This window comes from Pseudomonas sp. NFACC16-2 (genome assembly GCF_900119205.1).
Classification (GTDB): domain Bacteria; phylum Pseudomonadota; class Gammaproteobacteria; order Pseudomonadales; family Pseudomonadaceae; genus Aquipseudomonas; species Aquipseudomonas fluorescens_Q.
Genome location: NZ_FPIX01000010.1, coordinates 42,274 through 64,816 on the forward strand (window position 1 = coordinate 42,274; position 22,543 = coordinate 64,816).

At 60.1% G+C, this 22,543-nt stretch carries 29 protein-coding genes; 8 read left to right on the plus strand and 21 right to left on the minus strand.

Translation table 11 applies throughout. From position 1 onward, the window contains the following. Positions 1 to 63: 63 nt before the first annotated feature. From rimO to tsaA, 5 genes are all read left to right on the plus strand, one after another. Positions 64 to 1,404: a 30S ribosomal protein S12 methylthiotransferase RimO gene (rimO, locus tag BT116_RS11030; protein ID WP_003198379.1), complete on the plus strand. Its 1,341-nt coding sequence runs from the start codon at positions 64 to 66 to the stop codon at positions 1,402 to 1,404. A 264-nt stretch (positions 1,405 to 1,668) separates the two neighbouring features. Then, a complete protein-coding gene (locus tag BT116_RS11035) occupies positions 1,669 to 2,142 on the plus strand; it encodes a GNAT family N-acetyltransferase (protein WP_072343277.1) in 474 nt (157 codons plus the stop codon). 83 nt (positions 2,143 to 2,225) lie between these two features. Continuing rightward, the gene (locus BT116_RS11040) at positions 2,226 to 2,936 is read left to right on the plus strand and encodes an rRNA pseudouridine synthase (protein WP_063322706.1); all 711 of its coding nucleotides are present in this window, start codon (positions 2,226 to 2,228) and stop codon (positions 2,934 to 2,936) included. 57 nt (positions 2,937 to 2,993) lie between these two features. Continuing rightward, positions 2,994 to 3,455, plus strand: coding sequence for a YehS family protein (locus BT116_RS11045; RefSeq protein ID WP_063322707.1), 462 nt, complete (start codon positions 2,994 to 2,996; stop codon positions 3,453 to 3,455). Positions 3,456 to 3,600: 145 nt separating this feature from the next. Then, on the plus strand, positions 3,601 to 4,299 hold the full coding sequence (gene tsaA / locus BT116_RS11050) for a tRNA (N6-threonylcarbamoyladenosine(37)-N6)-methyltransferase TrmO (RefSeq protein WP_072343278.1): 699 nt from the start codon (positions 3,601 to 3,603) through the stop codon (positions 4,297 to 4,299). A gap of 108 nt (positions 4,300 to 4,407) precedes the next feature. Here the strand turns inward: tsaA and fpr are convergent, their stop codons facing one another. Then, complete coding sequence (gene fpr, locus BT116_RS11055; protein WP_003198368.1) at positions 4,408 to 5,187, minus strand: ferredoxin-NADP reductase; 780 nt, start codon at positions 5,185 to 5,187, stop codon at positions 4,408 to 4,410. 121 nt (positions 5,188 to 5,308) lie between these two features. On the opposite strand from fpr, the gene BT116_RS11060 reads away from it, so the two are divergent. Then, positions 5,309 to 6,235, plus strand: coding sequence for a LysR family transcriptional regulator (locus BT116_RS11060; protein WP_063322709.1), 927 nt, complete (start codon positions 5,309 to 5,311; stop codon positions 6,233 to 6,235). A 4-nt stretch (positions 6,236 to 6,239) separates the two neighbouring features. Here the strand turns inward: BT116_RS11060 and BT116_RS11065 are convergent, their stop codons facing one another. The 3 genes from BT116_RS11065 to BT116_RS11075 form a co-directional block, all read right to left on the minus strand. Then, positions 6,240 to 6,602 carry a diacylglycerol kinase gene (locus BT116_RS11065; RefSeq protein WP_063322710.1) on the minus strand — a complete coding sequence of 121 codons (363 nt, stop codon included), beginning with the start codon at positions 6,600 to 6,602 and terminating at the stop codon, positions 6,240 to 6,242. 72 nt (positions 6,603 to 6,674) lie between these two features. Then, positions 6,675 to 7,328 carry a response regulator transcription factor ErdR gene (gene erdR, locus BT116_RS11070; protein ID WP_072343280.1) on the minus strand — a complete coding sequence of 218 codons (654 nt, stop codon included), beginning with the start codon at positions 7,326 to 7,328 and terminating at the stop codon, positions 6,675 to 6,677. 212 nt (positions 7,329 to 7,540) lie between these two features. Next, positions 7,541 to 8,287 carry a tRNA-uridine aminocarboxypropyltransferase gene (locus BT116_RS11075; RefSeq protein ID WP_072343524.1) on the minus strand — a complete coding sequence of 249 codons (747 nt, stop codon included), beginning with the start codon at positions 8,285 to 8,287 and terminating at the stop codon, positions 7,541 to 7,543. Between the two features lie 184 nt (positions 8,288 to 8,471). Between BT116_RS11075 and BT116_RS11080 the strand changes: the two genes are divergently transcribed. After that, positions 8,472 to 8,894 carry a quorum-sensing-regulated virulence factor family protein gene (locus tag BT116_RS11080; RefSeq protein WP_003198359.1) on the plus strand — a complete coding sequence of 141 codons (423 nt, stop codon included), beginning with the start codon at positions 8,472 to 8,474 and terminating at the stop codon, positions 8,892 to 8,894. On the opposite strand, the gene BT116_RS11085 is transcribed toward BT116_RS11080, so the two are convergent. Continuing rightward, a complete protein-coding gene (locus tag BT116_RS11085; RefSeq protein ID WP_063322711.1) occupies positions 8,895 to 9,089 on the minus strand; it encodes a hypothetical protein in 195 nt (64 codons plus the stop codon). It lies immediately after the preceding gene. 466 nt (positions 9,090 to 9,555) lie between these two features. Between BT116_RS11085 and BT116_RS11090 the strand changes: the two genes are divergently transcribed. Next, positions 9,556 to 10,674 (plus strand): LOG family protein, encoded by a 1,119-nt coding sequence (locus tag BT116_RS11090; protein WP_072343282.1) that lies wholly within the window; start codon positions 9,556 to 9,558, stop codon positions 10,672 to 10,674. A gap of 46 nt (positions 10,675 to 10,720) precedes the next feature. Here BT116_RS11090 and recX read toward each other — a convergent pair whose 3' ends face one another. The 16 genes from recX to BT116_RS11170 form a co-directional block, all read right to left on the minus strand. Further along, complete coding sequence (gene recX / locus BT116_RS11095) at positions 10,721 to 11,188, minus strand: recombination regulator RecX (RefSeq protein WP_072343284.1); 468 nt, start codon at positions 11,186 to 11,188, stop codon at positions 10,721 to 10,723. Positions 11,189 to 11,196: 8 nt separating this feature from the next. Continuing rightward, positions 11,197 to 12,249, minus strand: coding sequence for a recombinase RecA (gene recA / locus BT116_RS11100; protein WP_072343286.1), 1,053 nt, complete (start codon positions 12,247 to 12,249; stop codon positions 11,197 to 11,199). Positions 12,250 to 12,332: 83 nt separating this feature from the next. After that, the gene (locus BT116_RS11105) at positions 12,333 to 12,833 is read right to left on the minus strand and encodes a CinA family protein (protein WP_072343288.1); all 501 of its coding nucleotides are present in this window, start codon (positions 12,831 to 12,833) and stop codon (positions 12,333 to 12,335) included. A 71-nt stretch (positions 12,834 to 12,904) separates the two neighbouring features. Further along, the gene (locus BT116_RS11110) at positions 12,905 to 13,444 is read right to left on the minus strand and encodes a lysis system i-spanin subunit Rz (RefSeq protein WP_072343290.1); all 540 of its coding nucleotides are present in this window, start codon (positions 13,442 to 13,444) and stop codon (positions 12,905 to 12,907) included. Further along, positions 13,426 to 13,989 (minus strand): glycoside hydrolase family 19 protein, encoded by a 564-nt coding sequence (locus BT116_RS11115; RefSeq protein WP_072343292.1) that lies wholly within the window; start codon positions 13,987 to 13,989, stop codon positions 13,426 to 13,428. The genes BT116_RS11110 and BT116_RS11115 overlap by 19 nt, the downstream gene beginning before the upstream one ends. A 24-nt stretch (positions 13,990 to 14,013) precedes the next feature. After that, positions 14,014 to 14,460 (minus strand): phage tail assembly chaperone, encoded by a 447-nt coding sequence (locus BT116_RS11120; protein ID WP_072343295.1) that lies wholly within the window; start codon positions 14,458 to 14,460, stop codon positions 14,014 to 14,016. Then, a complete protein-coding gene (locus BT116_RS11125; protein WP_072343298.1) occupies positions 14,461 to 15,357 on the minus strand; it encodes a gp53-like domain-containing protein in 897 nt (298 codons plus the stop codon). A gap of 119 nt (positions 15,358 to 15,476) precedes the next feature. Further along, on the minus strand, positions 15,477 to 16,037 hold the full coding sequence (locus tag BT116_RS11130; RefSeq protein ID WP_072343301.1) for a tail fiber assembly protein: 561 nt from the start codon (positions 16,035 to 16,037) through the stop codon (positions 15,477 to 15,479). A gap of 7 nt (positions 16,038 to 16,044) precedes the next feature. After that, a complete protein-coding gene (locus tag BT116_RS11135) occupies positions 16,045 to 17,145 on the minus strand; it encodes a phage tail protein (protein ID WP_072343304.1) in 1,101 nt (366 codons plus the stop codon). Positions 17,146 to 17,173: 28 nt separating this feature from the next. Further along, positions 17,174 to 17,683 carry a phage tail protein gene (locus BT116_RS11140; protein ID WP_072343306.1) on the minus strand — a complete coding sequence of 170 codons (510 nt, stop codon included), beginning with the start codon at positions 17,681 to 17,683 and terminating at the stop codon, positions 17,174 to 17,176. Continuing rightward, positions 17,680 to 18,834, minus strand: a complete 1,155-nt coding sequence (locus BT116_RS11145) for a phage tail protein (RefSeq protein WP_072343308.1) — start codon at positions 18,832 to 18,834, stop codon at positions 17,680 to 17,682. The genes BT116_RS11140 and BT116_RS11145 overlap by 4 nt, the downstream gene beginning before the upstream one ends. 11 nt (positions 18,835 to 18,845) lie before the next feature. Beyond that, complete coding sequence (locus tag BT116_RS11150) at positions 18,846 to 19,445, minus strand: YmfQ family protein (RefSeq protein ID WP_072343311.1); 600 nt, start codon at positions 19,443 to 19,445, stop codon at positions 18,846 to 18,848. Next, positions 19,433 to 20,473 (minus strand): baseplate J/gp47 family protein, encoded by a 1,041-nt coding sequence (locus BT116_RS11155; protein WP_072343313.1) that lies wholly within the window; start codon positions 20,471 to 20,473, stop codon positions 19,433 to 19,435. The genes BT116_RS11150 and BT116_RS11155 overlap by 13 nt, the downstream gene beginning before the upstream one ends. Then, positions 20,463 to 20,861 (minus strand): phage GP46 family protein, encoded by a 399-nt coding sequence (locus tag BT116_RS11160; protein ID WP_072343316.1) that lies wholly within the window; start codon positions 20,859 to 20,861, stop codon positions 20,463 to 20,465. Before BT116_RS11160 ends, BT116_RS11155 begins: the two co-directional genes overlap by 11 nt. Further along, positions 20,861 to 21,370: a phage baseplate assembly protein V gene (locus tag BT116_RS11165; protein ID WP_072343318.1), complete on the minus strand. Its 510-nt coding sequence runs from the start codon at positions 21,368 to 21,370 to the stop codon at positions 20,861 to 20,863. The genes BT116_RS11160 and BT116_RS11165 overlap by 1 nt, the downstream gene beginning before the upstream one ends. A gap of 130 nt (positions 21,371 to 21,500) precedes the next feature. Then, complete coding sequence (locus BT116_RS11170) at positions 21,501 to 22,541, minus strand: phage baseplate assembly protein (protein WP_072343322.1); 1,041 nt, start codon at positions 22,539 to 22,541, stop codon at positions 21,501 to 21,503. Positions 22,542 to 22,543: the final 2 nt, after the last annotated feature.

The window sequence follows — 22,543 nt, forward strand, 5'->3', positions numbered from 1 at the left end:
GATCAGAGGCGCGCCAGGCGCCCTGTCTCGGCAAGAGACGATCCCCCTACACCGAGGTTAGACATGTCCACCACTACCGCGCCAGCCAATCCGAAGGTTGGCTTCGTATCCCTGGGTTGCCCGAAGGCTCTGGTCGACTCCGAGCGCATCCTGACCCAGTTGCGCATGGAAGGCTATGACGTTGTGTCCACCTATCAGGACGCCGACGTGGTGGTGGTCAACACCTGCGGCTTCATCGACTCGGCCAAGGCCGAGTCCCTGGAAGTGATCGGCGAAGCCATCAAGGAAAACGGCAAGGTTATCGTCACCGGCTGCATGGGCGTGGAAGAAGGCAATATCCGTAACGTGCACCCGAGCGTGTTGTCCGTGACCGGTCCGCAGCAGTACGAGCAGGTGGTCAACGCCGTGCACGACGTGGTGCCGCCACGCCAGGACCATAACCCGCTGATCGACCTGGTGCCGCCGCAAGGCATCAAGCTGACCCCGCGCCACTACGCCTACCTGAAGATTTCCGAAGGCTGTAACCACAGCTGCAGCTTCTGCATCATCCCGTCGATGCGCGGCAAGCTGGTGAGCCGCCCGGTGGGCGATGTGCTTGACGAGGCCCAGCGCCTGGTCAAAGCCGGCGTCAAGGAACTGCTGGTGATCTCCCAGGACACCAGCGCCTACGGCGTCGACGTGAAATACCGCACCGGCTTCTGGAACGGCGCGCCGGTGAAAACCCGCATGACCGAACTGTGCGAAGCCCTCAGCACCCTCGGCGTCTGGGTCCGCCTGCATTACGTCTATCCATACCCGCACGTCGACGAACTGATCCCGCTGATGGCCGCCGGCAAGATCCTGCCGTACCTGGACATCCCGTTCCAGCACGCCAGCCCGAAAGTCCTCAAGGCCATGAAGCGCCCGGCGTTCGAAGACAAGACCCTGGCTCGTATCAAGAACTGGCGCGAAATCTGCCCGGACCTGATCATCCGCTCGACCTTCATCGTCGGCTTCCCCGGTGAAACCGAAGAAGACTTCCAGTACCTGCTGGATTGGCTGACCGAAGCCCAGCTCGACCGCGTCGGCTGCTTCCAGTATTCCCCTGTCGAAGGCGCACCGGCCAACGACCTGGACCTGGACGTGGTGCCGGACGACGTCAAGCAGGACCGTTGGGAACGCTTCATGGCGCACCAACAGGCCATCAGCTCGGCGCGCCTGCAAATGCGCATCGGCCGTGAAATCGAAGTGCTGGTGGACGAAGTGGACGAACAAGGCGCCGTGGGCCGCTGCTTCTTCGACGCCCCGGAAATCGACGGCAACGTCTTCATCGACAATGGCAGCAACCTCAAGCCAGGTGACAAGGTCTGGTGCAAGGTGACTGATGCCGACGAGTATGACTTGTGGGCTGAACAGATCGGTTGATCCAGGCTTGGGCTCAAGCCGAACTGGCTTTTTGTGGTGAGGGAGCTTGCTCCCGCTCGATTGCGCAGCAATCGCAAAAAGCGGGGGCCGCTGCGCTGCCCAGCGGGAGCAAGCTCCCTCGCCACAGGTTCTGTGCTTACAACTACCAACTAACTCGCCCACCCCGAAAAAACTGAAAAGCCCTGCCTTGCGACAAGATGCGGGGCTTTTTTACGGCTATCGTATGGAGAAACACCGGACATCAAGCACAAGGAACAGGCGGGCATGCGTCAGCATTCGGTCATCCATACACCGAAACCAAGCGACTACCAGGAACTGACCCGGGTCTGGGAGGCATCGGTACGAGCCACCCACGACTTCCTGCCGGACAGCTACATCGAGCTGCTGAAAAACCTGGTGCTCACCCGTTACCTGGATGCAGTGATGCTCATTTGCACCCGGGACTCGCGCCAGCGGATCACCGGTTTCGCCGGCGTCGCGGCCGGCAAGATCGAAATGCTCTTCATCGACCCGCAGCACCGTGGCCAGGGCCTGGGCAAGCAACTGCTGCGCTACGCCATGGAACACCTGAACGCCGATCAACTGGACGTCAACGAGCAGAACCCGCAAGCCCTGGGCTTTTACCTCAAGCAAGGCTTCGAAGTGATCGGGCGCTCGGCGAAAGATGGCATGAACCAGCCCTACCCGCTGCTGCACATGCGCTACAAGCAGCCCGACCTGAAGGCTGGACGCGGCTAAAAACGGCATGAGGCAAATGGACCCGCGATTAACCGGCGCCAGGCAGGTACAATGGCCACCCTCTTTTTGTTACGGCCCCCGTCATGACTGACCCGATTCGTCTCTCCAAACGCCTCATCGAACTCGTCGGCTGTTCCCGTCGGGAGGCTGAGTTGTTCATCGAGGGCGGCTGGGTCACCGTGGATGGCGAAGTGATCGATGAACCGCAGTTCAAGGTCACCACCCAGAAGGTCGAACTCGACCCCGAGGCCAAGGCCACCGCGCCAGAGCCGGTGACACTCCTGCTGAACGTCCCGGCGGGCATGGATGTAGACACCGCGATGGCCTCCCTTGGACCGCAGACCCTGAGCGAAGAACATCGCTTCGGCAAACGCCCGCTCAAGGGCCATTTCCTGCGCCTGAGCGCCAGCGCCGACCTGCAGGCCAACGCCAGCGGGCTGCTGGTGTTCACCCAGGACTGGAAGATCTTGCGCAAGCTCACCGCCGACGCCGCCAAGATCGAGCAGGAATACGTGGTGGAAGTCGAAGGCGAGATGGTCGCCCATGGCCTCAATCGCCTGAACCATGGCTTGACCTACAAGGGCAAGGAGCTGCCGGCGGTCAAGGCCAGCTGGCAGAACGAGAACCGCCTGCGCTTTGCCATGAAAAACCCGCAGCCCGGCGTGATCGCCCTGTTTTGCCAGGCGGTCGGGCTCAAGGTCGTCGCCATTCGCCGCATTCGCATCGGCGGCGTGTCCATTGGCAAGGTGCCGCTGGGCCAGTGGCGCTACCTGTCTGCCAAAGAGAAATTCTAATTTTCCGGCGCCGCACCGAACCGGGGCGCCCACTGCCGATCGATCAGGACTGCACACATGATTCACAACGACGTACTGCGCAGCGTGCGCTACATGCTCGACATCAGCGACAAGAAAGTCATCGAGATCATCAAGCTGGGTGGCCTGGAAGTCTCCCTGGCCGACCTGGCGGGCTACCTCAAGAAAGACGAGGAAGAAGGCTTCGTGTTCTGCCCTGACGAGGTCATGGCGCATTTTCTCGATGGCCTGGTGATCTTCAAGCGTGGCAAGGATGAAAGCCGTCCGCCGCAGCCGATCGAAGTGCCGGTGACCAACAACATCATTCTCAAGAAACTGCGAGTGGCGTTCGAGCTGAAGGAGGACGACATGCACGCCATCCTCAAGGCCGCCGAGTTCCCGGTGTCCAAGCCGGAACTGAGCGCGCTGTTCCGCAAGTTCGGCCACACCAACTATCGCCCGTGTGGCGACCAATTGCTGCGCAATTTCCTCAAGGGCCTGACGCTGCGCGTGCGCGGCTGACGCTGAAGGACTGCTGAACCTGATCATTCCCACGCTCTGAACTGACCCCCAAAAGCGTAACGCGGAGCGTCACTGGAGGCGTTACCACGCAGAGCGTGGGAACGATCGATCTACTATCATCCGACTACCGCCTCGATTTCAACCCATGACCTACAGCGTCTCCCCCATCGGCTTCGTCCGCTCCTGTTTCAAGGAGAAGTTCGCCATTCCCCGCCAACCGCAACTGGCCCCCGCCGCACGCGGAGTGCTGGAGCTGGTGGCGCCGTTCGATCAGGGCAAGGCGGTGCAGGGGTTGGAGCAGGTCAGCCATGTCTGGCTGCTGTTCCTGTTCCACCAGGCCCTGGAAGACAAGCCGCGGTTGAAAGTGCGGCCGCCGCGCCTGGGCGGCAACAAGTCCATGGGCGTGTTCGCCACCCGCGCCACCCACCGTCCCAATGGCATCGGCCAATCGGTGGTGAAGCTGGAGCGGGTCGAAGCCGGGCGTCTGTGGATCTCGGGTATCGACTTGCTGGACGGCACGCCGGTGCTGGACATCAAGCCCTACGTACCCTACGCCGACATCATCGGCTCAGCTTCCAACAGCATCGCCAGCGCAGCGCCTGAATTGATTCCGGTGCAATGGGCGGACACTGCCCTGCTTCAAGCGCGCGAGCACGCCACGCGCCTGGGAGAGCCCCTGGTGGAGCTGATTGAACAGTGCCTGGCCCAGGACCCACGCCCGGCGTACCAGATGCCCACAGCCGAACGGGAATATGGCGCGCAGTTCTGGGATGTGGACGTTCGCTGGCATTACCCGCAGCCGGGGTTGATCCGGGTGTTGGAAGTGATTCCAGCTAAGCAGTGATCGCCAGGAACGAAAAAGCCCGCGCGGCCTTATTCAGGCGGCGCGGGCTTTTTTTGTGGACAACTGTTGGACCGGGTCGCGGTCATCAGCCACTCCACAGACTGCAGCTTACTTCTCTACAAACGCCCGCTCGATCAGGTAATCACCCGGCTCGCGCATACGCGGCGAAACGGTCAGGCCGAAGCTGTTGAGCACTTCGCTGGTCTCGTCGAGCATGCTCGGGCTGCCACACAACATGGCGCGGTCGTCCTGCGGGTTGATCGGTGGCAGGCCGATGTCGCGGAACAGCTTGCCGCTGCGCATCAGGTCGGTCAGGCGGCCTTCGTTCTCGAACGGCTCGCGCGTCACGGTCGGGTAGTAGATCAGCTTTTCACGCAGCGCTTCGCCGAAGAACTCGTTCTGCGGCAAGTGTTCGGTGATGAACTCGCGGTAAGCGACTTCATTGACGTAACGCACGCCGTGGCACAGGATCACTTTTTCGAAACGCTCATAGGTTTCCGGATCCTGGATGACGCTCATGAACGGCGCCAGGCCAGTACCGGTGCTGAGCAGGTACAAATGCTTGCCAGGCTTGAGATCGTCCAGCACGAGGGTGCCGGTGGGTTTCTTGCTGATGATGATCTCGTCGCCTTCCTTCAGGTGCTGCAACTGGGAGGTCAGCGGACCATCAGGCACCTTGATGCTGAAGAATTCGAGATGCTCTTCCCAGTTCGGGCTGGCAATCGAGTAAGCGCGCATAAGCGGGCGGCCATTGGGCTGTTGCAGGCCGATCATCACGAACTGGCCGTTCTCGAAGCGCAGGCCCGGATCGCGGGTGCACTTGAAGCTGAACAGAGTGTCGTTCCAGTGATGAACACTGAGGACACGCTCGTGGTTCATGTTGCTCATGTACGGGGACTCCTGGGAATAATGCCTGCGCCGATAATCTGCGCAATTGCATCGCATTCTAATGGCGGCGACAATATCTGTTAAATGGATTATTAAGATAAGGGTTATCGGTTATATCGATATGCGATTTACTCTCCGTCAACTTCAAGTCTTCGTCGCCGTGGCCCAGCAGGAAAGCGTGTCTCGCGCTGCGGGCCAACTCAATCTGTCGCAGTCGGCGGCCAGCACCTCCATCACCGAACTGGAGCGGCAATCGAGCTGCCAATTGTTCGACCGTGCCGGCAAGCGCCTGAGCCTCAATGCCCTGGGCAAACAGTTGCTGCCCCAGGCAGTGGCGCTGCTGGACCAGGCCAAGGAAATCGAAGACCTGCTCAACGGCAAGTCCGGTTTCGGCTCACTGGCGGTCGGCGCGACGCTGACCATCGGCAATTACCTGGCGACCTTGTTGATCGGCGGTTTCATGCAGCGCCATCCAGAAAGCCAGGTGAAGCTGCACGTGCAGAACACTGCCAATATCGTGCACCAGGTTGCTCACTATGAAATTGATCTGGGTCTAATCGAAGGTGACTGCAGCCATCCGGACATCGAGGTGCAGAGCTGGGTCGAGGACGAACTGGTGGTGTTCTGCGCCCCTCAACACCCGCTGGCCAAGCGCGGCCAGGCGACGATGGAGGAACTGACCCATGAGGCGTGGATTCTACGGGAACAGGGTTCCGGCACACGCCTGACCTTCGACCAGGCCATGCGTCACCACCGTAGCGCGCTGAATATCCGCCTGGAGCTGGAACACACCGAAGCCATCAAGCGCGCCGTGGAATCCGGCCTGGGCATTGGCTGCATCTCACGCCTGGCCCTGCGCGACGCCTTCCGCCGGGGCAGCCTTGTCGCAGTGGAAACCCCGGACATGGACCTGGCGCGGCAGTTTTATTTCATCTGGCATAAACAGAAGTACCAGACCTCGGCCATGCGCGAATTCCTCGAGCTGTGCCGGGCTTTCACCGCCGGGGCCCAGCGCAGCGACGAAATCGTGCTGCCGACCATTGCCTGAGTCGTTACAACAGCACCACGCCCCACACCAACGCGATCATCGTCAGGGCGACTAACTGGGCGGCGCTGCCCATGTCCTTGGCATTTTTTGACAATGGGTGCAGCTCCAGGGAAATGCGGTCGATGGCCGCCTCCACCGCCGAGTTGAGCAATTCCACGATCAATGCCAACAGGCACACGGCAATCAGCAGCGCCTGCTCGACACGACTGACGTTCAGGAAGAATGACAACGGAATCAACACGACATTGAGCAACACCAACTGGCGGAAAGCCGCTTCACCGACAAAAGCTGCACGCAGCCCGTCCAAGGAATAGCCGGAGGCGTTGAGGATACGTTTCAGGCCGGTCTGGCCTTTAAAAGGTGACATAGAGTGGGCAACTGATCGAAAAGGAGTGGAGAAGCTAATTCAAACCCGGTCAAAAAAGCGTGAACCGGAACACTAGGCCGGCGGTGAAATTGACTCAAGTTGTTGCAGCAGCAAGGCCGCCTGGGTCCGGGTGCGCACATTCAGTTTACGAAAGATCGCCGTGACGTGAGCCTTGATGGTGGCCTCCGAAACGTTCAGCTCGTAGGCAATCTGCTTGTTCAACAAGCCTTCGCAGACCATGGTCAACACCCGGAACTGCTGCGGCGTGAGACTGGCCAGCCCCTCGCTGGCGGCCTTGGCTTCCTCGGACACGCTCACCGCCTCGAACGCCTGGGACGGCCAACAGACATCGCCGTCCAGGACCGCCTTCACGGCCTTCTGAATCATCTCAAGGGAACTGGACTTGGGTATGAATCCGCTGGCGCCGAACTCCCGGGCCTTGACCATCACCGAGGCTTCTTCCTGGGCCGAGACCATGACCACGGGGATCTGCGGGTATTGGCCCCGCAACAGCACCAGCCCTGAAAAACCATAGGCACCGGGCATGTTCAGGTCCAGCAGCACCAGGTCCCAATCGGCCTTCGCCGTCAACTGGACCTCCAGTTCCGCGATACTGGCCACCTCCGTCAACCGGACAGCCGGGCCGAGGCCCAGGGTCACAGCCTGATGCAACGCGCTGCGAAAGAGCGGGTGGTCATCGGCAATCAGGATTTCGTATGTGGCCATTTTTCAAATGATCCTGTTTTAATGGCAGGCCCGATGCATTCGCGCCTCGCCAAGACAACTCAAGACACCGCCATGCAGCGGCATCCACAGGGGCACATTCAACGCCAAACACGGCGTTTCAAACATTGGCGGCGCCCCGGTCGGCGCCAAGCATGCCCAGCGAAGCCGGGGTGGTCAAGCAGCACGGCCATCACAGTGTCGAGTATGCGCCACTATTGGTCCAATACTGCTTGCGGCGTACGGATAAAGGGTCGCAACTCGGCGTGGGCCGGGGTCGAGACGTTCACCTCCTGCTGGCCCTTGGCGCCCAGGTAATGCTGGCTGAACACATCGAAATAGGCGTCCAGGGCCGAAGCGGCATCGCTGTCCCCCGCCAGCTCCAGACACAATGCCGCCACTTCGGCGGTGCACAGGTGCTCGCTGCGGGTCGAACGGCGCAGGCGGTAACGCGACAGTCTGTCAGGCAGCAGGCTCAGGATCGGCAGTCGGTCGAAATACGGGCTTTTACGAAAAATCTTCCGCGCCTCGGTCCAGGTCGCATCCAGCAGAATGAACAGCGGGCGCTTGGAATGATCAAGATCAACCGCATGGGTCACCCGTGATGGCTCGACGTATTCGCCCGGAAACACCAGGTACGGTTGCCATTGCGGATCGTTCAGCAGCGCCAGCAGTTGCTCGTCGACGTCGGTGCGCGACCAGATGAACGCGTGATTGTCGCGCACGACGTCGGCAATCAGCCAACCAGTGTTGCTCGGTTTGAACACTTCCTTGTTGGTCATGATCAGGCAGACCCCGGAGCGGGTCTCGACACTCGGACGCCAGGCGCACAGGCAATGGCTCTGGATCACTCGGCAGGCGCCGCAACGGGGCGCGCGCCAGCCACGGGCCTGGATCGGCCTGATTCCTTCATCGATGCGCTGGTCGCGCAGGCGGGCTACGGCGTTAGGGGCGTGATTCATCATGGGCAACGCCGGCAGAAAGGAAAACTCGACACGAACAACTCTCGGCAGGGCAATAAAGGCCGGCAGTCTACCAGAGCGCACGAGCCTGTACCGTCCACCCTGGCTCCCCTATAATTCCCGGCCACTGAACGCACAGTCATGTGATCGGTCGAACCACCAGTCACTGAACCAGGAGAGTTTCATGCTGCGCCTTATCGTCCCTACCGTTGCCGTTCTGCTGGCGACGTCCTTCAGCGCTCAGGCTGCTTCGCTGAAAGAACTCGAACTGAACAAGATGCTGCAGAACGTCGCCAAGGAAAGTAGCGTCGGTACGCCGCGGGCGATCAACGAAGACATTCTCGACCAGGGTTATACCGTCGAAGGCACCGAGCTGATCAACCATCTCAGTGTGCAAAGCAGTCACGCCCAGAAAATGCGCGCAGACCCCAAGGCTGTGTATTTCCAATTGGGCTCTACGGTGTGCACCAATCCAGGTTTCCGCAAGTTGATGGCCAAGGGCGCAACCATGCGCTACGAGTTCACCGAGGTTAAGACCAACCGCCCGGTCGCGACCGAGCGCTTCCAGGAATCGGATTGCCCGAAACCGGCCAAGACGAAGAAGTAGTCAACCTGAACTTGCGCGCCGCTGCTCATCGTCGGCGCGCAACTCCGCCACCAGCGCCTGCAAGTAACGCGAGCGCCATGCTCGCCCTCCCAGCCGACGACAGCATTCGTCCTCAAGACTCACCCGATTGGCCTGTGCCGACTCCAACAACATCAAGTACAACTGCCTGTCGAGCTCCAGAGTAACCCTGGTCATTTCTCCCGCCTCCCTGCCCCGATTCGCTGCAATCCATCACGTGGCACCCAACCCTGGGCGTCAAATTGCATTGGCACGCTTGTTATCAGTAAATCAGAGCGACACGCACCCGGCCGGCAATCTGACGAGCGGTGCGATCGTTCACGGCATGTATCAGCGGTTGCCAACGGTCACTTTTGAGCGCCATGATCAGGACAGCAAAGATCGGCATGACGGTCTAGATTCAAAGTATCCATAGTATTTTCATCGGGCAGAAAGAGGCTGCCTGGCCAACACCTTGGCGTGTGATTGTTTTTTATCAAAGGGAAAAGCAGAACCCGCTGGATGGCTTGGTCGCCTTGCTGCAGACCGCGTCAAGCCAGGTCACCCTCCAGGCCGATGCTTGGGCTGACAACGACACACGGAGTGTCGTGGCCTCGATGAATCTCTCGTCCGGGCCGGGGTCCTGTTAAGAAGGAGAAGCTGAATGCCTTACAAACCGAATGACCTGCTCAGTCGTCATTTTGAGAACCATGGCCACGACCTCACCCGCAAGGTCGAAGAGCAACTCAACCTGGTCTCCCCCAACAGCCCCAACCTCCCCATTTACCGAGACATGATCCTGACTGTGCTGCGCATGGCCCAGGAAGATCACAACCGCTGGAATGCCAAGATCACGCTACAAGCCCTGAGGGAACTGGAACACGCCTTCCGTACCCTCGAGCAGTTCAAGGGCCGGCGCAAGGTCACGGTCTTCGGCTCGGCCCGAACCCCCATCGAACATCCGCTGTATGGCCTGGCCCGAGAGCTGGGGGCGGCGCTGGCCCGCTCGGACATGATGGTCATCACCGGCGCCGGCGGTGGCATCATGGCCGCCGCCCATGAAGGCGCAGGGCGCGACCACAGCCTGGGATTCAACATCACCCTGCCTTTCGAGCAACACGCAAACCCGACCGTCGAGGGCACGCCGAACCTGCTGCCGTTCCATTTCTTCTTCACCCGTAAACTGTTTTTCGTCAAAGAGGCCGACGCACTGGTGCTCTGCCCCGGCGGTTTCGGCACGCTTGATGAAGCGCTGGAAGTCCTGACGCTGGTACAGACAGGCAAGAGCCCTTTGGTACCGGTGGTCCTGCTGGATGTTCCAGGGGGCAAGTTCTGGCAAGGAGCCCTGAACTTTATCCGCGAGCAATTGGAGGAAAACCGCTACATCCTGCCCACCGACATGAAGCTGATGCGCCTGGTGTACAACGCCGAAGAGGCCGTGGAAGAAATCAACCAGTTCTACCGCAATTTTCACTCCAGCCGCTGGCTCAAGCATCAGTTCGTGATCCGCATGAATCACAAGCTAAACGAACAGGCGTTGCAGCAGATGCAGGGAGAATTCGCCGATTTGTGCCTCAACGACTGTTTTCATCAGCATGACTACAGCGGTGAAGAGCACGACGAAGCCCAGTTCAGTCATCTGACCCGACTGGCGTTTGCCTTCAACGCCCGGGATCACGGTCGCTTGAGGGAACTGGTGGATTACATCAACCTGCCGGAAAACTGGGCCCAGCCCGCCCAAAAACCCCACCCCCTCACCTGGGAGCCGATCAAGGTAACCTGAGCCCATAAAAAAACGGCCTGCTATCGAAATAGCAGGCCGTTTTTGTTTAGTCATCCATACCGCGACCGCTGAACAAGCGGTTGATCATTTCCATGGAGTAACCTCGATACGCCAGGAAACGCCCTTGTTTGGCTCGTTCCCGCGCATCGATGGGTAAATGTCCTGAGAACTTGCGGCGCCAGGTGTCCGTCAGTTGCTCCTGCCAATCGATACCGCTTTCGTGCAAGGCAAGTTCGATATCCGGGCGTTGCAAACCACGCTGGCCCAGTTCCTCACGAATTCGCAAAGGACCATAACCGGAGCGAGCGCGATAAGACACAAAGCTTTCCAGGTAACGGGACTCCGACAGCAAGCCCTCTTCGGTCAAACGGTCGAGGGCTGTGTCGATCAACTCATCGGGAGCGCCGCGCTGACGCAGCTTACGCGTCAGCTCGACTCGACCATGCTCGCGCCTGGCGAGCAGGTCCATCGCGGTTCGTCGCACCGCGACGAGGGTATCGAGTACGACGGTCATCGATTCGATCAGATGTCAGCGTCAACCAGGTCGTCAGCGGTCTCGCGATTAGCCACGGACTTGACGTCTGCCACCGGGCTCAACAGCTTGTCACGCAGTTGCTTCTCAAGGGCAGCGGCGACTTCCGGGTTATCCGCCAGGAACTTGGCCGAGTTGGCCTTGCCCTGACCGATCTTGGTGCCGTTGTAGGCATACCAGGCGCCCGACTTCTCGACGAAACCGTGCAGCACACCCAGGTCGATCATCTCGCCATTGAGGTAGATGCCCTTGCCGTAAAGAATCTGGAACTCGGCCTGACGGAACGGCGAAGCCACCTTGTTCTTCACGACCTTGACGCGGGTTTCGCTGCCGACAACCTCATCACCTTCTTTCACCGCGCCAGTACGGCGGATATCGAGGCGAACCGAGGCGTAGAACTTCAGCGCGTTACCACCGGTGGTGGTTTCCGGACTGCCGAACATCACGCCGATCTTCATACGGATCTGGTTGATGAAGATCACCAGGCAGTTGGCGTTCTTGATGTTACCGGTGATCTTGCGCAGGGCCTGGGACATCAGGCGAGCCTGGAGGCCCACGTGCATGTCGCCCATTTCACCTTCGATTTCAGCTTTTGGCACCAGTGCCGCCACGGAGTCGACGATGATCACGTCAACCGCGTTGGAACGCACCAGCATGTCGGTGATTTCCAGGGCCTGTTCGCCGGTATCCGGCTGGGAAACCAGCAGGTCGTCGACGTTGACACCCAGTTTGCCGGCGTATTCCGGGTCCAGGGCGTGTTCGGCGTCGACGAAGGCGCAGGTCGCACCGGCTTTTTGGGCCTGGGCGATCACGGACAGGGTCAGTGTGGTTTTACCGGAAGACTCAGGACCGTAGATTTCAACGATTCGGCCTTTTGGCAGGCCGCCGATGCCAAGCGCAATGTCCAGGCCCAGGGAGCCGGTGGAGATGGAAGGAATAGCCTGACGGTCCTGATCGCCCATACGCATTACGGCACCCTTGCCGAATTGACGTTCGATCTGACCCAAGGCCGCAGCCAAGGCTTTCTTCTTGTTGTCGTCCATTAAAGTCCTCACGTAATCAATAAGGCCTGACGGCCAACACCTGTATAAGTAGCCAGTATTATTCCACAGCGATTGAGGATCGCCTACCCCTGATTTGAGATTTCTACAGCGGCATGTTGCAGCAGCCCCTCTAGCGCGGCCTTCACCGTTTGTCGGCGGACCTCGTCGCGGTTGCCTGCAAAGAATCGCTGCTCGCTGATCACCGCTTCGCCAACGCCCCAGGCCAGCCACACCGTGCCCACCGGCTTGTTCGGCGAACCACCATCCGGCCCCGCTACACCGCTGACCGCCACGGCAAAACGCGCCAGGCTTTTATGCTGGGCGCCTCGCACCATGGCCTCGACCACCTCGCGGCTGACCGCTCCTACCGTGCCGAACAACTCGGCCGGTACGCCCAACTGCTGGGTCTTCTGGCGATTGGAATAGGTGACGAAACCGGCCTCGAACCAGGCCGAACTCCCGGGAATCCGGGTAATCGCCTCGGCAATCCCGCCGCCCGTGCAGGACTCAGCCGTGGTGACGTGGGCATTGAGCAACTGCAGGCGCCTGCCCAGTTCAGCGGCCAGTTCGGTAATGTCGTCCACGGTGCTCTCCAGATTCGACGCGATGGAGGCCTACCGTACACGAGCGGCCAAAGCTTGCAAGACTCGCCGGATTACCGATCCAGCGCTCTGATATAGGCCTGACAGGCCTGCAAGGCAATCAATCCGCGATCACCGGCGTCGGTGATGGCGATAATTCGTTGAGCATGCGCCGGGTCAAGTCGGGCGCGTGGGGCACCATGATCCAGGCTGCTGGCGCCGGTGGCGGCAGGCACTGCACAACCGGCGGCGGCAACATCGTCGGCGTCGAGGAGGACTGACAGCCGGACATCGGCAGTAGCAAGGCGATCGCGCAGGCGATCCTGGTCACGTTGGGCATCGCTCAAGGCTCGGTAATGGGTTTGTTCGCTGGCGGACAGCTGCTGCTCAAGGGCCAGGCGTTTGTCTTGCTCGATCTTTTGCTGCGTTGCGGCCGCTTGGGTCATTTGATTAAGCGTTTCGGCCTGGGACTGTGCGAGTCGGGCCAACTGCTGTCCGTAACGCCAGTCCTGGAACCGCCACGCGAGCATTGCCGAACCGCCGGCCAGCAGCGCGAGCAACACAACAATGCCCAGGGCGCGAGACGAAAAAGGCATCAGGTCGAAGGTTGGCATAACACCTCCCTCGCCCGCGCCCACAATTGCAGGCGGTCCTCCAGGCCGTTCAAACTGCCATTAATGCGCCGGGTGATGGTGTTGAACTGATCACGATCGGCCAGCTCGTTCAAGCCGCTCTGCTCCCAGAACCAAGCGGCGGATTCGGATGCCCATTGCGGCTGCTCAAGAAGCTCAGGCATCGCCAGCAGCCGTTCATCACCGAACAAGCCAAGACTACAGCGACGATAATTGTCCCGACCGGTAATCTGGATCAAACCTCGGCCGCGATACTTCTGACCGTCACCGTCCGCCGCCGGCGTATTGCCCAGGCGAGCGGCCAACGCGCCGGTGTCGTATTTGCTTAGATAGGCTTCGCTGCCCAGCTCGCGCACATACCGTAGCTGCCCCGACTCATGGCCGATTTGCGCCAGGAACGCAGCGATGCGCTTAGGCGTGGCGATACGGTGGCGGGACATGGCGATGTTAAGGGCTGAAACAAAAACGCCCGCTTGGGAGCGGGCGCTGGGCATGATGTCAATGAGTTGCTGTTGCGTAAGGTCCATATTCAGGTCATCGCAAGTGCATGATCAAAGGTGTACGGCCAGCCAGGACGGCGCAACCGGACGATATTCAGTGACTGGAAAGTGCTCATCCTGCGGCCAATCTCTCAGCGCCCGGCGATAAGCCTGGAGCTGTGTGTACTGTGCCTGGTCCAGCGTCGTACCACCGCCGTCGTCCATTTCATCGCGATCCCTTGCAACGAGGCGGTCTGTTGCCGTGAGCTGGGCGTTGCGCCACACGTATTCATTTTCTGAAGCCTGGGCCGATGTCAGAGCGGCTGGGTCAATGAGAACGGGATAACCGTTGTCAGGGTTGGATGAAACACGCTTGGGCGAGATGGCGAGTTGCTGAAGCAGCGACAACCAGTAAGCCCGAGGTATTTCGATGACATCATCGGGAATATCAGAAACATTGATACCGGGAACATACGCTCCGCAAGTGCTTGGACTGAACAACAAAGTGAATTCATTCATTCAATAACCCTTCGCAAAATAGGTAACGCCCCATCCCGCAGCGACGTGCCCAGAATAGTCTCGGACTTTCAGGCGCACGCCTTGGCGGGTGGCAGTTCCACCGACCATAATCACCATGGCTCCATCACCACCTACATGGTTCGCCACAACCGAAACAAAAGCATTGGGAAATGATATTGGGAACGTAACGAACACTTCCCCATTTGCGTCAGTTGTACCGTAACCCCACTGATCGATGTTTCCGCTCGCGTACTTTTGGTAACCTGGATTCCCCAACTGGCCTGAAAACAACGAGGTATATTTCAGAAGAACGGTGCCGCCTATCAGCCGCCATTGATTGTCCAGCTTGACGAATTCCGCCGTTTCACCACGGCCCAGATCGATTGACCCAAGCGTTGAGGACGAAGGTCCTAGCGTATCGGCAGACGAGGTTGTCGATACATTCACGACCGCCCCTACGTTGATCAGTGTAAGCGTCGCCCCATGCATGATTCCCACTGTACTGGGCAGCGTGACGTTGATCGCCGTAGCGCTGGCAAAACTGACGGCTCCGCCAACATGGGCTTGTGTCAACGCCGTACTGACTGCATACACGGAAAAGCCGGAATATTGAACACCGCTGCGCTTCACAAACTCTGTGGTCGCCACGGATCTATCGTTATCGAACTGGGGAGCAGTGGTGAATAATCCGCTGCTACGCAAGGCCGTCAACAACTGGTTATCCAATTGTTCCGACGGTGTTAGTCCTGCGGCTTGAATGACGCTCAACAACTCCTGCGTCACTCCATTACCCCAACTGGCGGGAATCAAGGAGCCCGGCGTACCCGCCAAGGGATCCTCATCCACGAACCTGCCATTCACCAAGCCCGCACTGGGCACACTTCTTGGATAATCCACGTTGTCCTCCCTTGACACTCAAACGGCCAAAAAACAGGCAATAGAAAAACTGCGCCTGTTGATTCGCCCAACAGAGCTCAAAAAAATGAGTAGGTTTAAGCGGTTTGCTCCGTGGCGATTTAAGCCACAGACTCAGGCACGACCGGCCAGTTGATATTGGTTGGAAAACCGGTTTGGTGCTGGATACGGTTCAACTCGACGCTGTAGAGCTTCCACTCCATCAGGGCCAGTTGTTCCTGGTCGTTGGCGTCGCCGATGTCTTCGGCGTATTGAAAGGGAGCGACTTTTTGAAGGGCTTCGCGCAGCAATTTATCGCGCTTTGACAACGCTTCGCGCTTGAGATCGGCCAGCTGCAGCATCTCGTCAAACACCCAGGTGTTATCGCGCCATACATAGTAATTGCCTGGCCACGGTTCGGCTGTGTATATATCCGGTAATTGGCCGAACTCGGTCCACTTCAGATGAGCGCCGTTGTCCTTGCGATAAACCGAACCGCGCCAGTCCACCATTTCTCGCGGAACGCCGTTCACCATGATCCACGAATGATGCTCTTGGGCGGCAGGAAGTTCGAAGGAAAGTTGAATGCCGTTACTGGGGACTTGAATGCCCATTCCAGGGGTCACGACAAGATCTACTGGACCAGATAAAACACCGGTGTCGTCGAACAGGTAAATAAACATAGTCACCTCAGATCAGCTTGATTCGGGCGGGATAGGCGATATTCCTGGGGCGGGTTTCAGTGCCGAAGCTCCCGATATTGCCTACCATGTCTGGACCGGAAAAGAACTGTGGATTGGGATAAGTCGTACCCACTATCCCTGTTGCCGGTGCAGCATTGACATCGCGGGTGACGTCCCAAGACGCATCAGCAATCGCAGGACCAGGGCGATTGGCACTACCCGAGCTAGTGGGCAAATAATGGTTGTGGCTTTCGAGGGCATACATCTGTCTGCTGCCCGCCGAACGGTCAATATCCACGCCTCGCGCCTCATCCAACACGCGCAAGAATTCGCCGCGAATATCGGGGATCCGAAAAGTTGTCGCCCCATCACCGCTCGTCCACGCGCCTTCATTCCCCGCCCTGCTGGATTCGCTCACTAACGCTCCGGACAATTGCGCGTGATCCCACAACCACGGCCAATCGCTACGCACCAATAGGTTTCCGTTAAGCACTGCATACCCACCCGGAATAACTTGGCGAGTACTCTCGAAAGAAACCCGCCCCAGTGCCGTCGCATCCAACCGGCCTATCGGCCACCAAACTCCGGCTTCATCACTGCGCAAATGCCACCAATCACCACTACCCATTAACACCAGAAATGGATAACCACTGGCTGCCAAGTGAGTATGAAACCGGATCCTGTCAGTACCAGCAGCCCGCACTGTCAGGCGGTTACCACTGTTATCCACGCGCCGCACAATCACATCGCGAACACCGAGCGCCGCATTGGCCGCGGGCAGGGTTACTGTGCTTGTACCCGCACTTGCATCGATCAACACCAGACCCAACTCATCGGCGACCAGCGCCTTCGATGCCGTGAGCCGTGTAACGACAGAACGCATCGGACTGCTACGCCCGAGAATGGTTTGCAGTGCCTTGATCAACTGGCCGTTGTCCACCTCGGATGGCGTCATGCCGGCCGAGGAAATCACGCCGAGGATTTCTTGGGTGACACTGTTTCCCCATACCGCAGGAATCAACGACCCGGGAGTGCCCGCCAGCGGGTTTTCATCCACGAACCGACCGTTCACCAGCCCGACACTGGGAACACTTTTGGGATAATCCATGTTTTATTTTCTCTCTATGAGACAGAGCTCAAGCGTGAAGAGGTAGCGCTCGGAGGGTCGCGAGCACGTCGTCAGCGGCCTGAGTCGCAAGATCCACCTTGCCTTTGGCCATGTGCGCGCGAATCTGCACCTTGGCCTTGAGGCGCAGCTCGCGAAGCGCCAGCAGGTTCGCTTCAAACTCGGCAGCCTTGGCGAGAATCTGATCCGCCGCCTGCCTGGCTGTACGCCCTTTGACAGTCCACGCCGAAACGGCCAGTGGGACGGCCTTTTTCGGGTAGCCCTGATCCTTGAAAGCCTGTGCCTCCAAGGCGGCTTGTTGGTATTCCAGGGCGCGCAATGGATCACCGACCAGCGTGCGACGGGCGCTGTCGGCAGCGGCATCGACCTTGGTGCACAGGCGTTCGGCTTCCTGGCGTAACAGCTCGGCAGCATTCTCTTCAGTCAGCACCCAGGCGCCGTCCTCCCAGGTATGGGCGGAAGAAGGTGAAGGCGGGCGAAGTCCATCCTCGTACTGGTGCAGTTCTTGAATGACTTTCATCGGATCAGCTCCCAGGACAGGTGAACATTGATCGCATTGGTAAAGTTGACGGCAATACCCACGCTGTAATCGGTTAATGCCTGGTGCCCCTTGATTCCCATGCTCAGCAACAGCTCGTCGCTATCAGCAGTGGTGGCACCCAATGTGTGCTCCGCCTGAAAGCATTGCCAAAGCGAGCGAGATTGAGAGTGATCAAAACTGGCTGTGACGGTAGAAACCGTAACGTCGTTGACAACGTTATTGGAGAACAGCACACACATATATGGGCTGCTCCAGCCCCCCGCTTGGTTGCCGATACTTTGCAAGGCGGGTGACAGGTAGCTGTAATTGCCCCCAACCCACCCGGCCTGAACGAAGGCCAGCGAAGTCACGGCACTCGGAGAGGGCGTTGGATTCCCCGCCACAAGCCGCGCTGCACGCGCATGCGGATCCAGCGGCAGATAAACCACCCCCGTGCCATTCACCGTTTGAGACCAGGTCAATTGAGCACGGTTGTAGATCGTGCGAATCGTCGGCAAGGAGCCCGGCGCCCCGGTCATCACCCAGGCCAGGCACATGTCCAGGGGTGTGGACGCAAAGCCGCCGCCGGACGCTCCGTTGACAGTCCCCTTCAAGGATTCCGGCGAGAGGTCATACAAGCTTCCACGCTGCATATAGAACGTCAGCGCGCCGCCTATGACCTGCGCTCTAAGAAAATAGCTGGCGCTGGGCAACAAGTCGGCGCTGCTCCAGGCCGCCGTCACGTAAGTACGGGATCGACCCAACCGCCCACTTACCACCTCTTGTCCAATGCTGATGTACACACCCGCCGGAATCGAGACACGGCCGCCACTGGTGGACAGCGCCATTGGCGTTATCGCCAAGCGGGCGTCCGCAGTTGCAATCGTTGGCAGCGGTAAGGCGCTGATCGGAAGCGCGAGGTCCTGGTTCCAGCCCTTGGCAGTGACTGACTGAATCGCCTCGAGCAGTTGATCGTTTTGAGTTTCATCTGGCGTCAGATCCCCCGCCTTGATGACATTCACGATTTCCTGCGTCACGCCGTTCCCCCAAGCCGCCGGAATCAACGACCCGGGCGTTCCGGTCAAGGGGTTTTCATCCACGAACTTCCCATTCACCAACCCGGCGCTGGGCACACTCTTCGGATAATCCATCCGTCTACTCCCTAGTCATAATTGATGTGAACCTTGGTATGCGCCGGTGCGCTACGGTGGATCAGGCATTCCAGCGCCGAGCCCGGATTGACGCCAAAGCGCTCTCCCCAATAGCTCGCACCAAAACGCCGCCCCAACAGCAGGCGGCCGCCGGTATTGAGGGTCCACATGAACTGCGCCTGCCAGGTGCCGAAATGCGCTTCGCCGAACCGCGCGCGGCCCATGCGCGGTGCCTTGAGTTCGGTGATGGTGGCGTTGGGGTAACCCTGGCTCTTGGCGATTTCCACGTAATAGGCAATGGCCTGGCTGCCCACCGCCAACAACCGTCGGCGCACCGCCAAGCGACGATCGTCATACAACGGCGTGGCGCCCAGGCACGGATCAGGCAGGTTCATCACCCGCTCCCAGTCCGGCACCAACTCACTTACGCCCGCCGGGTCCATCTCGTTGAGCAAGTCGGCGGCACGGGCGTCGAGGCGGGCCAGCTCCTGGGCGATGCCTTCCAGCACTTCCTCCAGTTCCGGCACGCGCTCCGGGTCCCACGCCGGACCGCTGGGCAGCAGGCTGCGCAGTTGGGCCTGGTACTGTTCAGCAGTTCTTATGCCTGCCATACGCAGCCTCCGAACGTCAGCAACTGATTACTGGCCGCCACCACATCGGCGCTCGGCGCAGTGAGTTTGTGGTCGGTTTCGCCAGTGGCGCTGCTGATGGCTTCGGCGATGTGGGTCAGCAGCAGGGTTTCACCGAGGCCGGCTTCGCGGTTGTGCAGGTCGCGCAGTTGCGCCTCGATCGCCGCGCGCACGGCGCTGGTGTCCGGGGTGATGCGCAGCCGGTAGGTCACCGGCACCTGCGTCGGCGCCAGTACGTGCAGCTCGGCGGTCACCGGACGCAAGGGCTCGATGTAGGTCCGCACCTCTTCCAATTGCTCGGCGTTGGGGATCGGTTGCGGATCGTCGTCCCGCATCACGAAAAGACCGACGGTGCCCGGTCCCAGGTAGCTGCCACGACACCACGCGCGGGTAATGCCAGGGTACTCCAGAGCCCAGGTTTCATAGTCCTGTGCCGAACCACCGTGGGGAATGACGCGATAGGAACGGATCACCCTGGCCCGCAGGGATTCAAGGCTTTCCCGAGCAACGCCGCCAGTCAGCCCCGGCGCCACCACCGTGAAGCTGCTACCAATGCCGAGGATCGGTTGGACGGGCGTCAGCACCAGGCCGGCGTCGGCGTTGCCCAGGCTGCCGGCGTCCAACGCGGCGATGGAGGCGGTGTTCAGGCCATTGCTGGTGGTGCGGGCGCTGGTCACTTTGTAGGTGCGGCCATCGGTGGATTGCAACAGCGTGTCGACATCCAGTACCGCGCCGGCGGTGGCGGTGAAACTGACGCTGCCGCTGGCCACCTGGGCCGCTTTGCGCGCCTGGTTCAGGCGCAGGGCGGCGATGCGTTCCAGGGTGGACTCATCGGCCTTGTCCGGCAGGATCTGCTCGGCGATCCAGTCCAGGTAGCCATACAAGCCATAGGCGGCGCCACCGAGGGTGCGGGCCAGCACTTGGGCATCGGACTGGCGCAGCGAATCGCTGGCCAGGTCGCTTTGGGCGCGCTTGATCAGCACCGGCAGCGAAGGGGTTTCAAACGGCATAGGTCACCTGCCAACTGTTATCGGGGTTGATGTCCAGGCGCTCGCCATCGGCCAGAGTCAGGACCGTGCGCAGGTTCAGGCGCTGGGCGTCGAGGCGTTCGCTGATGATGTCGATGGCCTTGCAATGGCCGTCATCGATCAGCCATTGCAAGGCTTCGCGTGCATAGAATTCGGCGTCGAGCTGGGTCTGGCGGGTCAGCTTGACCCGGCGCAACAGCCACAGCCGCGAGCCGATGCGGTCGTCGGCCACGGTGGGAAAGGTGTCGCCCCACCAGCCGAAACGTTCGTCATCATCGACGGCATCGTCGTCAGCGGCGCGGCGCCAGGTGAACAGGCTGATCAGCACCGAGCGGGTCAGCGCGGCGTGCAGGTTCTGGCTGATGAACATCATTGACCTCCCGCCGGCGCACCGGTCTGGCCGCTGCCGGCCTGTACGCCGCCATGCACATGTTTGATCTGGCTGATGCCGCCGGCGATCTGGTCGCCTTGGGAGACGATCTTGCCGGTGTGGTTGATGACCGGGCTGTCGATGTTCACCGCGCTACTGGCGCGGATGTTCAGGGTTGCAGTCTCGATGTCGATGACACGACCGCGCTTGAAGTGGAGCTTGTCGCCTTCGTCGGTGTAGAGCGCCACTTCGCCGGGGGCCAGGGCCTGGAGACGGAAGCGGCGATCGGCAACCACCAGGACCACGGCATGGGAGCGGTCGCCTCCCAGGAACGTGGCAATGCCCTCGGCACCGGCCAGCGGGTTGCTGGTGAAGCCGTAGGGTTCGAAGTGCTCCATGTCGTCGTTCACTTCGCCGGCGGTGAGGCGCATTTGCAGCGACTGCAGCTTGGTGGCCGAATTGGCGAGCACGACAGTGCCGCGCGCCAGGAGGCGGGTCAGTAGGCTCATTGAGGTTTCCTTGAGAATCGGGGACTTGAACGCGGTGTTCGGATCAACGTCTCTATTGGCGGCGCTGCCGCCATCGCGAGCAGGCTCGCTCCCACAAGGGGGCTGTGGTGGGCAGGCATCGGCGCCAGGCTCAGGGTTTGGGCGGCACCGGGTTGGCGTCGAAGGTATGCGGCGGCGCGACTTGCAGGGTGGTGACGGAGCCTTGTGCCGATAGGGAGTACGTGACTTTGGAAATCAGCATGTCAGCGTCGAACCCCAGCACCGGGTCGATCACCCGTACCAAAGTGTTGTGCCGCCACAGGTCGCCATTGGCTTGGCGCCAGCCCTGCACGCGGTAAGTGGTGGTCAGGGCCTTGCCGGAGCGGATGGCGCTTTCCCAGTCGGCCCGTTGCTGGGCCAGCTCGAAGGTCAACTGCGCGCTCTCGCTGATCACCGTCACCCGCTTGCGCTTGAAGCTCAAGTCGGTGGCGGTGCCAGAGACTTCGCTCACCGCCGCCCCACTCTGCTGATCACTGCCCTTGTGCTGACCGATGACCCGGTATTCGGAGAACACCTGGCTATAGTCCATCGGTGCGTTGCCCGACAGAATGTTCTTGCCCAGCTCCAGCACATCACTGGCCCGTCCGCCGCTGCCGGGTTTGGCCAGCAGCACGCGACCTTGCGCGTCATCGGTGGAGAATACCCGGAACAACGTCAGCAAACGGTCGATGGATTGAAAGACCGTTTCCCCCGGTACGATGCTGTGCTCGCTCAACCGCGCGGTTTCAGGGATTTCACTGACGACCCCCACGCCGTATTGCGACGCCAGGGCCTGGACGATGCTCAACACCGTTTGCCCACGCCATTGAGTCGGGCGGTTGATCGCCGCGCAGTCCACCAAGTCCTGGGTCTTGGAACCGCCTTCAATGCTCAGGCTGATCTGCCGACCGTCGTAGCTGACCGGTGCCTTGAACACATAACCGCTGAGCACCAGGTCGGCACCAATGCGTACCTGGCATTCATCGCCCGGACGGATCGGCACCGCTTGGGTCTGCCCCGGCCATTGCCAGGTGACGTCGAGTTTGAAGGTACGGAACTGGCGCTCCAGGTCCGCACTGATTTCCACACTTTTCCAGCCACCGTAATCCAGCCCGCCGACGGTAAGCGAGACAGCGTTGTCGAGCTCGTTCATGG

Coding starts and splice junctions, on each gene's coding strand:
- BT116_RS11115 (WP_072343292.1), bottom strand. CDS start 13,989: ATGGACCTTACGCAACAGCAACTCATTGACATCATGCCCAGCGCCCGC.
- BT116_RS11090 (WP_072343282.1), top strand. CDS start 9,556: ATGCCTTACAAACCGAATGACCTGCTCAGTCGTCATTTTGAGAACCAT.
- BT116_RS11150 (WP_072343311.1), bottom strand. CDS start 19,445: ATGGCAGGCATAAGAACTGCTGAACAGTACCAGGCCCAACTGCGCAGC.
- BT116_RS11135 (WP_072343304.1), bottom strand. CDS start 17,145: ATGGATTATCCCAAAAGTGTTCCCAGTGTCGGGCTGGTGAACGGTCGG.
- BT116_RS11130 (WP_072343301.1), bottom strand. CDS start 16,037: ATGTTTATTTACCTGTTCGACGACACCGGTGTTTTATCTGGTCCAGTA.
- rimO (WP_003198379.1), top strand. CDS start 64: ATGTCCACCACTACCGCGCCAGCCAATCCGAAGGTTGGCTTCGTATCC.
- BT116_RS11085 (WP_063322711.1), bottom strand. CDS start 9,089: ATGACCAGGGTTACTCTGGAGCTCGACAGGCAGTTGTACTTGATGTTG.
- fpr (WP_003198368.1), bottom strand. CDS start 5,187: ATGAGCAACATGAACCACGAGCGTGTCCTCAGTGTTCATCACTGGAAC.
- BT116_RS11040 (WP_063322706.1), top strand. CDS start 2,226: ATGACTGACCCGATTCGTCTCTCCAAACGCCTCATCGAACTCGTCGGC.
- BT116_RS11110 (WP_072343290.1), bottom strand. CDS start 13,444: ATGCCAACCTTCGACCTGATGCCTTTTTCGTCTCGCGCCCTGGGCATT.
- BT116_RS11160 (WP_072343316.1), bottom strand. CDS start 20,861: ATGTTCATCAGCCAGAACCTGCACGCCGCGCTGACCCGCTCGGTGCTG.
- BT116_RS11045 (WP_063322707.1), top strand. CDS start 2,994: ATGATTCACAACGACGTACTGCGCAGCGTGCGCTACATGCTCGACATC.
- tsaA (WP_072343278.1), top strand. CDS start 3,601: ATGACCTACAGCGTCTCCCCCATCGGCTTCGTCCGCTCCTGTTTCAAG.
- BT116_RS11080 (WP_003198359.1), top strand. CDS start 8,472: ATGCTGCGCCTTATCGTCCCTACCGTTGCCGTTCTGCTGGCGACGTCC.
- BT116_RS11140 (WP_072343306.1), bottom strand. CDS start 17,683: ATGAAAGTCATTCAAGAACTGCACCAGTACGAGGATGGACTTCGCCCG.
- BT116_RS11120 (WP_072343295.1), bottom strand. CDS start 14,460: ATGAATGAATTCACTTTGTTGTTCAGTCCAAGCACTTGCGGAGCGTAT.
- BT116_RS11155 (WP_072343313.1), bottom strand. CDS start 20,473: ATGCCGTTTGAAACCCCTTCGCTGCCGGTGCTGATCAAGCGCGCCCAA.
- erdR (WP_072343280.1), bottom strand. CDS start 7,328: ATGGCCACATACGAAATCCTGATTGCCGATGACCACCCGCTCTTTCGC.
- BT116_RS11075 (WP_072343524.1), bottom strand. CDS start 8,287: ATGAATCACGCCCCTAACGCCGTAGCCCGCCTGCGCGACCAGCGCATC.
- recA (WP_072343286.1), bottom strand. CDS start 12,249: ATGGACGACAACAAGAAGAAAGCCTTGGCTGCGGCCTTGGGTCAGATC.
- BT116_RS11145 (WP_072343308.1), bottom strand. CDS start 18,834: ATGGATTATCCGAAGAGTGTGCCCAGCGCCGGGTTGGTGAATGGGAAG.
- BT116_RS11165 (WP_072343318.1), bottom strand. CDS start 21,370: ATGAGCCTACTGACCCGCCTCCTGGCGCGCGGCACTGTCGTGCTCGCC.
- BT116_RS11035 (WP_072343277.1), top strand. CDS start 1,669: ATGCGTCAGCATTCGGTCATCCATACACCGAAACCAAGCGACTACCAG.
- BT116_RS11065 (WP_063322710.1), bottom strand. CDS start 6,602: ATGTCACCTTTTAAAGGCCAGACCGGCCTGAAACGTATCCTCAACGCC.
- BT116_RS11060 (WP_063322709.1), top strand. CDS start 5,309: ATGCGATTTACTCTCCGTCAACTTCAAGTCTTCGTCGCCGTGGCCCAG.
- BT116_RS11170 (WP_072343322.1), bottom strand. CDS start 22,541: ATGAACGAGCTCGACAACGCTGTCTCGCTTACCGTCGGCGGGCTGGAT.
- recX (WP_072343284.1), bottom strand. CDS start 11,188: ATGACCGTCGTACTCGATACCCTCGTCGCGGTGCGACGAACCGCGATG.